Source organism: Marinobacter salinus (assembly GCF_001854125.1).
Taxonomy (GTDB): Bacteria; Pseudomonadota; Gammaproteobacteria; order Pseudomonadales; family Oleiphilaceae; genus Marinobacter; species Marinobacter salinus.
The window spans coordinates 2,431,474-2,443,072 of record NZ_CP017715.1; the positions used below are offsets into that span (position 1 = coordinate 2,431,474).

13 protein-coding genes are annotated in these 11,599 nt (G+C 56.1%); 1 reads left to right on the forward strand and 12 read right to left on the reverse strand.

The window, feature by feature from the left end:
• Positions 1-27 precede the first annotated feature (27 nt).
• Positions 28-282 (reverse strand): GrxA family glutaredoxin, encoded by a 255-nt coding sequence (locus BKP64_RS11280; protein WP_070969943.1) that lies wholly within the window; start codon positions 280-282, stop codon positions 28-30.
• A gap of 156 nt (positions 283-438) precedes the next feature.
• Between BKP64_RS11280 and BKP64_RS11285 the strand changes: the two genes are divergently transcribed.
• Complete coding sequence (locus BKP64_RS11285) at positions 439-876, forward strand: YqaA family protein (protein ID WP_070969946.1); 438 nt, start codon at positions 439-441, stop codon at positions 874-876.
• Here BKP64_RS11285 and BKP64_RS11290 read toward each other — a convergent pair.
• The 11 genes from BKP64_RS11290 to BKP64_RS11340 all read right to left on the reverse strand — a co-directional run bounded on the left by BKP64_RS11290 (position 822) and on the right by BKP64_RS11340 (position 11,511).
• Positions 822-2,261 carry an ABC1 kinase family protein gene (locus tag BKP64_RS11290; protein WP_070969949.1) on the reverse strand — a complete coding sequence of 480 codons (1,440 nt, stop codon included), beginning with the start codon at positions 2,259-2,261 and terminating at the stop codon, positions 822-824. The two genes, BKP64_RS11285 and BKP64_RS11290, sit on opposite strands and share 55 nt — an antisense overlap.
• A gap of 229 nt (positions 2,262-2,490) precedes the next feature.
• Complete coding sequence (lipB, locus tag BKP64_RS11295; protein WP_070969952.1) at positions 2,491-3,129, reverse strand: lipoyl(octanoyl) transferase LipB; 639 nt, start codon at positions 3,127-3,129, stop codon at positions 2,491-2,493.
• A gap of 5 nt (positions 3,130-3,134) precedes the next feature.
• Entirely contained in the window at positions 3,135-3,404 is a 270-nt protein-coding gene (locus tag BKP64_RS11300; protein ID WP_070969955.1) for an HP0495 family protein, read from the reverse strand.
• A gap of 34 nt (positions 3,405-3,438) precedes the next feature.
• Complete coding sequence (locus tag BKP64_RS11305; RefSeq protein WP_070969958.1) at positions 3,439-4,602, reverse strand: D-alanyl-D-alanine carboxypeptidase family protein; 1,164 nt, start codon at positions 4,600-4,602, stop codon at positions 3,439-3,441.
• A 46-nt stretch (positions 4,603-4,648) separates the two neighbouring features.
• Positions 4,649-5,512: a septal ring lytic transglycosylase RlpA family protein gene (locus BKP64_RS11310; protein WP_070969961.1), complete on the reverse strand. Its 864-nt coding sequence runs from the start codon at positions 5,510-5,512 to the stop codon at positions 4,649-4,651.
• A 148-nt stretch (positions 5,513-5,660) separates the two neighbouring features.
• A complete protein-coding gene (gene rodA, locus BKP64_RS11315; protein WP_070969964.1) occupies positions 5,661-6,803 on the reverse strand; it encodes a rod shape-determining protein RodA in 1,143 nt (380 codons plus the stop codon).
• Entirely contained in the window at positions 6,803-8,698 is a 1,896-nt protein-coding gene (gene mrdA / locus BKP64_RS11320; protein WP_070969967.1) for a penicillin-binding protein 2, read from the reverse strand. Before mrdA ends, rodA begins: the two co-directional genes overlap by 1 nt.
• Positions 8,699-8,707: 9 nt before the next feature.
• Entirely contained in the window at positions 8,708-9,178 is a 471-nt protein-coding gene (gene rlmH, locus BKP64_RS11325; protein ID WP_070969970.1) for a 23S rRNA (pseudouridine(1915)-N(3))-methyltransferase RlmH, read from the reverse strand.
• A gap of 2 nt (positions 9,179-9,180) precedes the next feature.
• Positions 9,181-9,531, reverse strand: coding sequence for a ribosome silencing factor (gene rsfS / locus BKP64_RS11330; RefSeq protein WP_070973653.1), 351 nt, complete (start codon positions 9,529-9,531; stop codon positions 9,181-9,183).
• A 70-nt stretch (positions 9,532-9,601) separates the two neighbouring features.
• Positions 9,602-10,252 carry a nicotinate-nucleotide adenylyltransferase gene (nadD, locus tag BKP64_RS11335; protein ID WP_070973654.1) on the reverse strand — a complete coding sequence of 217 codons (651 nt, stop codon included), beginning with the start codon at positions 10,250-10,252 and terminating at the stop codon, positions 9,602-9,604.
• 5 nt (positions 10,253-10,257) lie between these two features.
• A complete protein-coding gene (locus BKP64_RS11340) occupies positions 10,258-11,511 on the reverse strand; it encodes a glutamate-5-semialdehyde dehydrogenase (protein WP_070969973.1) in 1,254 nt (417 codons plus the stop codon).
• Between the last annotated feature and the right edge of the window lie 88 nt (positions 11,512-11,599).

Consider the following 11,599-nt stretch of genomic DNA (forward strand, 5'->3'; position numbering starts at 1 on the left):
CGCTTTTTTGTCGCCTTTAACCGCTCATTAACGTGCGGTTTCGGCTTCCTGATGTCGAACAAATGCAAAGAACTCATCACAGCCGCCGATGTATCTGTCGCCGACCAGAATCTGTGGAACGGTGTGTACTGGCCGACCGATTCGATCGGAGATATCCGCCTTGCTGAGGCCCTCTGACATCATATCCACCCATTTATAGGGCAGCCCTTTCGCTTCGCAGAGGCCTTTGGCTCGCAAACAAAATCCACAGCTTGTGCGACCATAGATAGTAACCTGTTCCATAACGGCCTCCTGAACGCCGACGCTAACGTTTGATTTGTATAGAATGAAAATCAGCCAATCATCTCATGGCTGGTAAAAATTGAAAATTGACGCTTTGAATCACCACCATAGCGCGTACCGATCCCTGCACCACCTTTGGAAAGCAAGGAGAACCGATTGGCTTACCTGACACTCTTCCTGACGGCTTTTGCCGCCGCAACACTGCTACCGGCATACTCTGAAATACTTCTGGGCACGCTGGTGACCCAGGGGCTTTCACTTTGGTGGCTGTGGTTCTGGGCGACGCTCGGCAATACGCTTGGATCCGTTGTTAACGGGGTTATTGGCCGGCAAGTCGATCGCTTCAAACATAAACGGTGGTTTCCCGTCAGCGAACAGCAATTGCATCGGGCCCGGAACCGGTTTAATCGCTATGGGCAATGGTCGTTGTTACTGGGGTGGCTGCCTTTAGGTGGTGACGCACTGACCCTGGTGGGAGGCATCATGCGGGTCCCCTGGCTCAACTTCGTTATTCTGGTTGGCATTGGCAAAGGATTGCGCTACGCCTTCGTTCTCTGGCTGGTGGCTGAAGCCTCAGGCGCACCATCACCGTAAAGGTATTTACGCAGCAGCGGCTCACCGTTGAACTCGGCATGCAAAACGGCAATAAACGTATAAACGCCAATCAGCTTTCGGTTCAGGAACACAAACTCTTTCGGGGGTACCCGGAAATAACGATTGATCGCAGAACGCGCAGCCTGGCGGGCTACCCTTGAGGGCAGATCGCTCTGCTTCCACCGGTACTGGCCATGGCCGTTTACGGCATAGTCAGGCCAATGACTCTGATCCTTCGCCAGCGGTTCGAGCACCGACATGCAAACTGAACCAAATTTTTCCAGGACTTCCCTCGGCCAGTCCCGGCTCATGAAGTTCAGCTTCACTCCACCAACGATCGCCGCCTCGAGATCATTCTCGTAGGACGCCTGTATCATCTGTTTGACGGGTGCCAGAAAATCCTCGGAATAAGACTGCACTGCTCCGAAATCCAGCAGCACGATGCGGTCATAGCCCGGGTCATCACCCTCTTCACCGGCGATGCGAATTCGATAGTTGCCGAAATTGGGGTCGGTCTGAATTTCGCCCCAGACAAACAGCTCCCGGAAGAAGAGCTCCAATGCGGCCTCACCCAGTGCACTTCGACGCTGTAACGGGAGATCTTTGACTGCCAGGGAACTGACAGAATGGCCATGCTCGTACGTTGAAGCAATCACATGGGCCGTTGAGTATTCATTCAGGACGCGCGGCACGATGAACCGAGGGTCGGACGCAAGCATGCCCCGGAATTTCTCAGTGGTGCGTGCTTCCAGCCTGTAGTCCACCTCCCGGTGCATCATTTCCCGGACTTCTTCCAGCCAGTCGTTAAATTCGGGACCAAAGCTGACCAGCCGGGCAATCTTGAGGAGATGGGCGACGGCATTCAGGTCGCTGTCAACGGCATCGGCCACACCCGGGTACTGGACCTTCAGCACCAGCTCAAGCCCGTCACTGCGACGCAAAGCCCGATGCACCTGACCAAGGGAAGCAGCCCCGATCGGCTCCGGATCGACCTCCAGCTCCGCCAGACGATCGCTGCCCATGTCCTCCTTCAGAACCCGCTCGATGGCAGGCCACTCAAGAGACGTTGTCTGATCTTCAAGGGTATGCAGTGCCTCGGTCACCTCTTCCGGCAGAAAATGCTCTCCATACAACGCCATCACCTGACCAATCTTGACCACACTGCCCTTCAGCTGGCCCAGCTCATCAACGAGAAAGCGAGCTTGTTTGGACAACATTGCGCGATGTTTTTTGTCCCGATTCTCTCTGCTGTTAAACCAGTTGGTCGCCATATGCGAGGCCATACGCGTGCCGGCGAATAGCCCTGCGCGGGTTAGACTCAACCGGCGCTCGAAACTGCCGGTTTTGATGCGAGAGACCGAATTTGCTGAGCGTCTGGATGACATGGGTGACCTGTCGGGATCAGAGAATTTAACCGCTATAAACCGCTTTCCCTATTATACGGATACTGTAACGACCTAACCTTACCGATTCGACCCGAATTTTCCGGCCTCGGGGCCAATGCGCGCGCCTTGGGGGAATAGTAGGGAAAAGTGGACACTCTTGCCCGATGGGGCGGGGAGGAACAACCGACACTGTTGCCGGAAGCCAATACCGGCGAAGCCGCCCTGAGTCCTACCAACCTCTGCGGTAGTCCACCACAGAGGACTTAAGACCGGAAACAAGCTGGTCCATGAGTCGCTGCTCGATAGCCTCGATCGTCACGTCCGGAACAAAGTCGCGAACTTGGCACATGGTCATGCCGGCATAACCGCATGGGTTGATGCGTCGAAAAGGTTCCATATCCATCGCGACGTTAAGGGCAAGCCCGTGGAAGGAGCAACCCCGCCTGACTCTCAACCCGAGCGAGGCTATCTTGGATTCACCAACATAAACCCCGGGAGCATCCGGTCGGGAAGCAGCCTCAATATCCAGTTGGGCAAGGGTGCGGACAAGGGCCTGTTCAATCTGATTCACGAGCGCCCGGATACCAAGGCTCCGACGACTGAGATCAATCATCAGGTAGACGACGATCTGCCCGGGTCCGTGATAGGTGACCTGACCGCCACGATCCACCTGAATGACCGGAATATCCCCGGGAGCAAGTATGTGCTCAGCCTTACCAGCCTGACCCTGTGTATAAATCCGAGGGTGCTCAAGACACCAGAGCTCATCCGTGACGCTGTCATCCCGCTCAGCGGTGAATTTTTTCATCGCCTCCCAGGTTTCCAGGTAAGGCTGCTGCCCCAGGGACCGAACGATCAGATCAGACATTTTGATTACAGCACCATGTGCACACGGCCACTGGCCTTGAGCTCTTCGAACAGTGCTTTGAGCTGCGCCTCGCCGGTCGCAACAATCTTGAGTTGCACAGAAGAAAATCGGCCTTTGCTGCTCTCATTCACGGAGATGTCTGCTTCAGAGATCCCCGGGGCATGCTGCTCCACGACCTCAACAACAAACTCGGTGAAGTCAGGCGCAGAATTGCCGATAACCTTGATGACATAGTCACAGGGGAACTCGATTTTTGGTGCTTTCGGCTCACTCATGACACGCTACTCCCGGGCATCTTAGCTACCCTGTCTAAAACAACTGAATGAAAAAGAGCTTGATAGCATCCCATATGCGTTTGAAGAACCCACCCTCAGGCACTTCATGCAGGGCCAGCACCGGTTGGTCGACCAGCACTTCACCATTGAGTGATACCTTCACCCGTCCCAGCTCGTCTCCCACATTGATGGGTGCCTTGATCACGGAATCAAGGTCGACACTGGATTCAAGATCGTCGCGGGAGCCTCTCGGAATGGTTACATAGACGTCCTCGGCAAGACCAACGGAGAGCTGATCCGACTGACCACTCCAGACCCGTGCCTGAATAAGCTCCTGACCGGCGCTGAAAAGACGCTCGCTTTCGTAGTAACGGAATCCGTAATTGAGCATCTTCTGGATTTCCTGGGACCGTGACTCAGAACTGCTCGTGCCCATGACAACGGCAATCAGACGGGTGTCATTGCGCTTCGCCGATGCTACAAGACAGTATCCCGCTTCCTCGGTGTGACCTGTTTTAAGGCCATCCACGCTGTCGTCCCGCCATAACAGGCTATTACGATTAGGTTGGCGAATATTGTTGTAGGTGAAGTGCTTTTCCGCATAGATCGGATAGTTTTCGGGGTAATCATTGATGATAGCCCGCGCCAACTTGGCCAGATCATAGGCAGTGGAGAAATGCTCGTTCGATGGCAGTCCGGTCGCATTCTCGAAGTTGGTGTCTTTCATGCCCAACAACTGGGCCTGCTGATTCATAATATCAACGAACGCACCCTCACTACCGGCGACGAACTCTGCCAGCGCCACCGAAGCATCGTTGCCTGACTGAATAATCACCCCCTTGAGCAGGGTTTCGACCGGAACGCTTGTTCCCTCGCGGACAAAGGTTCGGGAACCTTCAGTCTTCCAGGCGCGAACGCTGATCGGGACCATGTCTGACATGGAGATACGCCCTTCATCCAACTCACGTTCAACGATGTAGGCGGTCATCATTTTTGTCAGACTGGCCGGAGGCAAACGCTCATGACTATTCTCTTCCATGATGATTCGCCCACTCTTCGGGTCCATCAGCACGTAGGAACTCCCCGCAATCTGCGGTGGAGAAGGAATCAAGACAGACTGTGCCATCGCTTTTCCTGCCAGCATTGAGGCCAGGATAAGGATCACGGAAACGGAGCGGAGTACTGATTTAAAGGCCATGGGTCCATTCATTCGTCGTTAGGTGTGTTTCTTTCTGGTCAGGTTTTCAATTTGAATCGGTCAGCAATATCGATTGTAAAAAGCCCCGGGCTTCCAGAAGATTCTGGGTACGCCTGGCGCTGTCCTCATTCAAAAACGGGCCAACCTGCACCCGATGGAATCGGCCTGACTCAGTGTCGATAGCGCGCACGCGCACGGGGTTTTCGAGTACCGCACGAACCCTGCCGAGAAGCTTTTCCGCAGGGTCCCGTCGGCTAAAAGAGCCAAGTTGAACATACAGCGCCTGGTTGTCACCGACCATCTGGCCAGTGGCAGCAACACTGCTCTCGACGGAGCTCGCTGCCGCACCAGGCACGAAAGGCTGGCCGGCCAGAAACATCGAGCCATTCGGATGCACGGTAATAGCTGCCACTTCCACCCTTGCGGTACCCCGAGCCTGGTAACCAAGCTTTTTCGCTGCCGCGTATGAAAGGTCAATCAGCCGATCGCCATGGAACGGTCCACGATCATTAACCCGAACAACCACTGAACGACCATTATCGAGGTTGGTTACCCTGGCGTAACCCGGAATCCTTAGCGACTTATGGGCCGCGGACATCTCGTACATATCAAACGTTTCACCGTTCGATGTCTTATGGCCATGGAACTTCTCGCCATACCAGCTTGCCGTGCCCCGGGCTACGTATCCGTCATTACTTGCAAGTACCTGATACTGCTTTCCCCAGACATTGTAAGGCGACTTGTTGCCCGCTCGCCTGGGTGCCTCGTAAACCGGCTTGGCATCCGTCAAGCCCGACGCATCGAAGTGACCCGCCGGAGCTCGGTCCTGACTGATGGTATACCGGGATGAGTGGTCCGTTTCCGGAGACGAGGCACAACCACCCAACACAAGAGCAGCCGCCACCAGCATCCACGAGATCCACGAGTTGAAGTTCACAGTCCGGAATTCCTCTTGCACATATATCGCCGGATTCTCTGTTTCACGGCCATTTCTTCATTGTAACGGGTTATAACCTTGAATCACCATTACCCGCTCGCCACGTTCCGTTTTCACCATCCTAGGCGCCAATCATGCGACGATGGGTATGAATCGACATCAGTACCCCGAATGCCGCCATCAGAGTAACACTTGAGGTTCCGCCATAACTGATAAGGGGCAAAGGCACGCCCACCACTGGCAGCAAACCACTGACCATACCAACATTGACGAATATATAGATGAAAAACGTCATGGTCAGAGCACCGGCCAGCAACCGGCTGAACGAGTCCTGGGCAGTCACGGCAATGTAAAGACACCTCAGGATGATGAGGAAGTACACAGTCATCAGGATCAGCATGCCAATAAAGCCAAACTCCTCGGCCAGGACCGCAACAATAAAGTCGGTATGACTTTCAGGTAAAAATTCCAGATGGGACTGAGTTCCCTGTAACCAACCTTTACCATCAAACCCCCCTGACCCAATAGCGGTCTTCGACTGGATAATGTTCCAACCGGCTCCGAGCGGATCACTCTGGGGGTCAAGCAGCGTCAGTACCCGCTGCTTCTGGTAATCGCGCATAACGAAAAACCACATCATGGGCGCGGAGACGGAGACCATTGCTATAAATGCGGCAATCAGCTTCCAGCTTATGCCCGCGAAGAAAACCACGAAAACCCCGGCCATCCCCACCAGCAAAGAGGTCCCCAGGTCCGGCTGCTTGATAATCATCATCATCGGCACCAGGACAATGGCGAGCCCAACCGCAACGTGCCGGAATCGCGGCGGCAGGTAGTGGCGGGACAGATACCAGGCGGCCATCATCGGCACAACCAGCTTCATCAGTTCAGAGGGCTGAAAACGGGGCAGCCCTGGAAGCGCCAGCCAGCGTTGAGCGCCTTTTGCGCCCACACCAACCACCAGTACGGCGATCAGGGCAACAACGCCCGCTCCATAAAGCCAGGGCGCCCACCGCCGGAATACCGAAGGATCAAGTTGAGCAAAGACCAGCATAACAACGAACGCAACACCCAGCCTGACGCCCTGAGCCTTGACCACCTCAATGTTGCGGTCCGCTCCGCTGTATAGTACAAAAAGGCCGGCGGACACCAGCGCCAGCAACAAAAACAGCAGTATAGGATCCAGGTGCAGAGTGGACCAGATACCCCGTGGACGACCCAGAGGGTTAGCCTCGGACGAACCAATGAACTCGTTCAAAGCCATCAATTTGGCCCCTTGTCTTCGACTTTTCCGATAAGGGCCTTTTGATTCTCGGCTGGAAACTCCAACAGCCATGCATCAAACAGCTCACGGGCGACTGGCGCGGCGGTGCTGCTTCCCCCCCCACCGTTCTCAACAATCACGGCAACAGCAATCTTTGGATTCTTCACCGGTGCAAAGCCGACAAAAAGTGCGTGGTCCCGCAAGCGCTCACGGATTTCCTCGGCATCATACTCTTCGTCTTCCGCGAGACTGAATACTTGCGCCGTCCCTGTCTTACCCGCCATCCGATAAGGCGCGTCACTGCCTGCCCGACGAGCGGTGCCGCGCCGGCCATGCATGACCTCCGCCATGGTCTCGACCACAAACTCCCAGTCGTCCGGGTTCTTGAGTGTCAGGGGCTCGTGGCCACCATCCGGGAGGTACTGCGCAACGGGCGTGTCACCTTCAATTTCCCTCAACAGGCGAGGCTCGACCCAGGTGCCACGGTTAGCAATCAGAGACGTCGCCGTTGCCAGCTGCAATGGCGTTGCCAGCATGAACCCCTGACCTATGCCCAAGTTCACCGAATCTCCGGGATACCAGGGCTCACTCCGCATGGCTCGTTTCCAATCGCGGGACGGCAGCAGACCACTGAGGGCACCGGATACGTCAAGTGCAGCATCTTCGCCGAAACCAAACCGGGACAGGTAACTGTAGATGGTATCCACGCCCATCTTCACGGCAATCTCGTAAAAGTAAACGTCGCAGGATTCCGCCATGGCGTCCATCAGGTCTACCCAACCATGGCCAGCTCGCTTCCAGTCCCGATAGCGCCGACCGGAATTATTGAGCTGGAAGTATCCCGGGTCCCAGATGGTGTAGTCCCGGTCCGTCGCGCCGCTGTCCAGGGCAGCAATTGCCAGCATTGGCTTCAGTGTTGAGCCCGGCGGGTACTGCCCTCTGAGCGCCCGATTGAACAATGGCTTGTCCCGGCTTTCACTCAGCTCCCGGTAGTCTTTGACACTGATACCCGTAACAAACTTGTTGGTATCAAATCCAGGCACACTCGCCAGCGCCAGAATTCCGCCCGTGGCCGGCTCAATGGCCACAATCGCGCCACGCCGGCCGTCCAAAAGGTCGTAGGCCCGCTTCTGTAGTCTCAGGTCCAGGTGCAGCTGAAGATCTTCACCCGGAACCGGGTTTTCGCGTTCCAGAACCCGCAAGGTGCGCCCCCGGGCATTGGTTTCAACATGCTGGTAACCCACTGTCCCATGCAGCAGCTCTTCGTAGAAACGTTCAATACCGGATTTGCCAATGTAGTTGGTACCAGCGTAATTCACAGGATCTATACGCTGCAGCTCATCACGGTTGATTCGCCCTACGAACCCAAGAGAATGAGAGGTCAGTGTACTGTGGGGATAAAAACGAACCAGTTCGGCCTTCACTTCCACACCCGGGAGTTCATGGCGATGCACCGCGAGACGGGCCATTTCCTGCTCGTTCAGATCATACCGGAGAGGAATCTCCTGGAATGGTCGCCTGGGTTCCTGCAACCGTCGATGGAACCGCTCCAGGTCTTCCCCGGAAACATCCAGAATGTCGCCAAGCTGAGAAAGAGTATGGTCCATGCCGTCAACACGCTCAGGAACCAGGGTCACACTGAAAACCGGGCGATTTTCTGCCAGCAGAATATGATTACGATCGTAGATCAGTCCCCGGGGTGGCGGCACCGATTGAACCTGCACACGGTTTTTGTCAGAGAGTGTGGTGTAAATGTCGTGTTCGACGATCTGAAGCTGATACATGCGGGCAATCAGGCCACCGATCATTAGCATGATAAGTGCCATTACAACCAGAGTGCGGCGCTGAAACAGACGACGCTCGGCGGCAGTATCCTTGAATTCACCCCACGGCATGGTATTCCCCTAGGCCCGGTGATACGGATGATTGCGGGTAATCGACCAGGCCCGGTATAACTGCTCCGCCAACACAATTCGCACCAGCGGGTGAGGCAGTGTGAGGGCTGACAATGACCATTGTTGATCAGCGCGCTTACGGCAGGCATCTGCCAGACCGTCCGGGCCGCCGACCAGAAAGCTCACATCGCGGCCGTCGTGCTGCCAGTTTTCAAGCTGACTCGCCAGCTTTTCTGTCGACCACGGGCGCCCGCCCACTTCCAGCGCAACAACTCTGTCTTTCGAGCCGGTGGCAGACAATATGGCGTCGCTTTCGCGCTGCATCAGTCTGGGAATGTCCGGGTTCTTTCCCCGGTGTGCCATGGGGATTTCGACCAACTCCAGGGGCAATTCGGGGGGCATCCGGCGGGCGTAATCGCTGTACCCTGAACTGACCCAGTCGGGCATTTTCTGCCCCACGCAGATCAGACGTAAGCGCATGATTACTCTCTGCCCGCAACACCAAGATCTGGGGCATCGCGCCAGAAGCGCTCCAGATCGTAGAATTCCCGGGTGGCGGGCATCATGACGTGAACAACCACATCGCCAAGGTCCACCAATATCCAGTCGCTGGCTGTAATGCCTTCAACATTGCCCGCTCGCACGCCCTGTTCCTTTGCATCGGAAACGACGGAGTCGGCAAGGGATTTAACATGACGGTTGGATGTTCCGGATGCCAGAACCATGAAGTCAGTGACACTGGTACGGTCACGGACATCAATTATACTGATGTCCTGTGCTTTCACATCTTCAAGCGCGTTAACTACCAGATCTTTCAGTTGTTCTGCCTGCATAATCACCCTGTCGGTCGGACGTCGGCCGGAGTGGCCGCCCGAAAAGTCATATTCAGACGCGATTGTAGCACTAAAAGTTCCCCGCAGGGCAGGCTCCATACAGGCCCTGGCGACGAATCTCCAGCCAGACAGAGTCCGGTACCAGATAGCGGGGAGAACGGCCGTCAGCAATGCGCCCGCGAATGCCGGTAGCGGAGATGTCCAGCAAGGGCGGGTCAAGCTCGAGAATCAGCCCGCAAGGCTGAGCTCGCAGCGCATCAGGGTCGTGCGCTGAGCGTTCCGCCAGCAACCGCGCCGGCACTCCGTCCGAGGCCAGTTCAGGCCCCGGACGCCGAACAACAACGATATGGGCCAGGTCCGGAATCTGCTGCCATTCCCGCCAGCGATCGAAACCGGCAAAGGCATCTGTGCCGACCACCATAACCAGAGGTTCGTCGGGCCCGAGCTCATTACGCAACTGGCGAAGCGTATCGGCAGTATAGGAGGCACCGGCCCTGGTGAGCTCCCGGTCATCAATTCGCAACTGTGGTTCATCGGCAATGGCCAATTCCAGCAAGCGCAGGCGCTGCCCAGACGAGGCACCCGTATCTCCGCGATGAGGCGGGATGTGGCAAGGCATCAGGCTTACCTGATCAACGCCGAGACGATCGCTGATCTCCAGTGCCAGCCGAAGGTGCCCATGATGCACCGGATCAAATGTCCCCCCATAGATCACATGCATCAGCATCAGGTCCGGATGTGCCCATCACCAAACACCACGTATTTTTGCGACGTCAGGCCTTCCAGTCCCACGGGCCCGCGGGCGTGAATCTTGTCAGTCGAGATGCCGATTTCAGCGCCCAACCCATACTCGAAGCCGTCAGCGAAGCGTGTAGACGCGTTCACCATCACTGAACTGGAATCCACCTCAGTGATAAAACGGCGGGCACGGGTATAGTTTTCCGTAACAATACTGTCGGTATGCTGGGAGCTGTATCGATTGATGTGCTCGATAGCACCATTCAGACCATCCACTACACGCACCGCGAGAATCGGCGCGAGGTATTCCTCTTCCCAGTCGTCTTCGGTTGCCGCAACCGCGTTGATGATTGCGCGGGTTTGCTCGCACCCGCGCAGCTCAACACCCTTAGCAGAAAACTCCGATGCCAGCAGCGGCAGGAGATCGGCGGCAATCTCACGATCCACCAGCAGGGTTTCCATGGTGTTGCAGGTGCCATACCGCTGGGTCTTTGCGTTTACAGCAACTTTCAGCGCCTTTTCAGGATCCGCGTGACTGTCGATGTAGACGTGGCAGACACCGTCGAGGTGCTTGATGACGGGCACTCTGGCATCCCTGCTGATGCGTTCAATTAACCCCTTGCCGCCGCGGGGAACAATCACATCCACAAATCTGGGCATGGTTATCAACTCGCCTACCGCCGCCCGGTCAGTCGTTTTGACCACCTGAACTGCTGTCTCTGGCAATCCGGCCTCCGCCAGCCCCTGAGCCAGGCAGCGGGCAATAGCCTGATTCGAATGAATGGATTCGGAGCCACCTCGCAGTATGGTGGCATTGCCCGATTTCAGGCACAGACTGGCTGCTTCCACGGTTACATTCGGGCGAGATTCGTAGATGATTCCGATCACGCCCAGAGGCACTCTCATCTTGCCCACCTGAATGCCTGATGGACGATAGGTCATGCCGGTAATTTCCCCGATCGGATCCGGCAATGACGCCACCTGCCGCAGCCCCTCGATCATGGCATCGATACGTTGGGGCGTCAGCTCCAGACGATCGAGCATAGCCGCGTCGAGGCCGTTTTCCCGGCCTTTCTCCAGATCCTTGTTGTTCGCCATGGAGAGTTCGCTTCGGGCCGAGTCAAGCGCATCGGCAGTCGCCAGCAGAGCCTGATTGCGCACCGCCGTCGTTGAGCGTGCAACCAGCGTCGCCGCTGCGCGAGCCTGTTGCCCGACCTCGGACATGTAAGCTGCAATATCCATCCGTTTACCTTTGTGATTTAAAGCTGAATTCAGGAATAAGAGACTAACTTTACCTTTCCCGTTTCAAGTACGCACCCCAAACAGATAT

Coding starts and splice junctions, on each gene's coding strand:
- BKP64_RS11280 (WP_070969943.1), bottom strand. CDS start 282: ATGGAACAGGTTACTATCTATGGTCGCACAAGCTGTGGATTTTGTTTG.
- BKP64_RS11300 (WP_070969955.1), bottom strand. CDS start 3,404: ATGAGTGAGCCGAAAGCACCAAAAATCGAGTTCCCCTGTGACTATGTC.
- BKP64_RS11310 (WP_070969961.1), bottom strand. CDS start 5,512: ATGCTGGTGGCGGCTGCTCTTGTGTTGGGTGGTTGTGCCTCGTCTCCG.
- rodA (WP_070969964.1), bottom strand. CDS start 6,803: ATGGCTTTGAACGAGTTCATTGGTTCGTCCGAGGCTAACCCTCTGGGT.
- BKP64_RS11305 (WP_070969958.1), bottom strand. CDS start 4,602: ATGGCCTTTAAATCAGTACTCCGCTCCGTTTCCGTGATCCTTATCCTG.
- lipB (WP_070969952.1), bottom strand. CDS start 3,129: ATGTCTGATCTGATCGTTCGGTCCCTGGGGCAGCAGCCTTACCTGGAA.
- BKP64_RS11340 (WP_070969973.1), bottom strand. CDS start 11,511: ATGGATATTGCAGCTTACATGTCCGAGGTCGGGCAACAGGCTCGCGCA.
- BKP64_RS11290 (WP_070969949.1), bottom strand. CDS start 2,261: ATGTCATCCAGACGCTCAGCAAATTCGGTCTCTCGCATCAAAACCGGC.
- rsfS (WP_070973653.1), bottom strand. CDS start 9,531: ATGCAGGCAGAACAACTGAAAGATCTGGTAGTTAACGCGCTTGAAGAT.
- mrdA (WP_070969967.1), bottom strand. CDS start 8,698: ATGCCGTGGGGTGAATTCAAGGATACTGCCGCCGAGCGTCGTCTGTTT.
- nadD (WP_070973654.1), bottom strand. CDS start 10,252: ATGCATGTGATCTATGGGGGGACATTTGATCCGGTGCATCATGGGCAC.
- rlmH (WP_070969970.1), bottom strand. CDS start 9,178: ATGCGCTTACGTCTGATCTGCGTGGGGCAGAAAATGCCCGACTGGGTC.